This window comes from Streptomyces thermovulgaris (assembly GCF_002155915.1).
Classification (GTDB): Bacteria; Actinomycetota; Actinomycetes; order Streptomycetales; family Streptomycetaceae; genus Streptomyces; species Streptomyces thermovulgaris.
Genome location: NZ_MUME01000546.1, coordinates 235 through 517 on the forward strand (window position 1 = coordinate 235; position 283 = coordinate 517).

The following is a 283-nucleotide window of genomic DNA, read 5'->3' on the forward strand; positions in this document are numbered from 1 at the left end:
TACCAGATCAGCACCTGGTACCGGTCGGACACGGAGCACCGGGCGCTGCCGACGTACGAGAGGGTCAAGGACAGCTTCACGGTGCTGTGAGCGGCGGGGAGGGGGACGAGGAGAGAAGAGGAAGGGGAGCGGAGAGAAGAGCATGAGGGAGCCCCCAGGGGGACTCCCTCATGCTGGTGCGCGGATGCCGGAGGCGGCGTCCTCGCGTCAGCCGACCGGGGCGTTCTCCCGCTCCTTCGCGCCGGCGCGCTCCGCGGCCGCGGGCCGGCCGCCCGCGATCTTC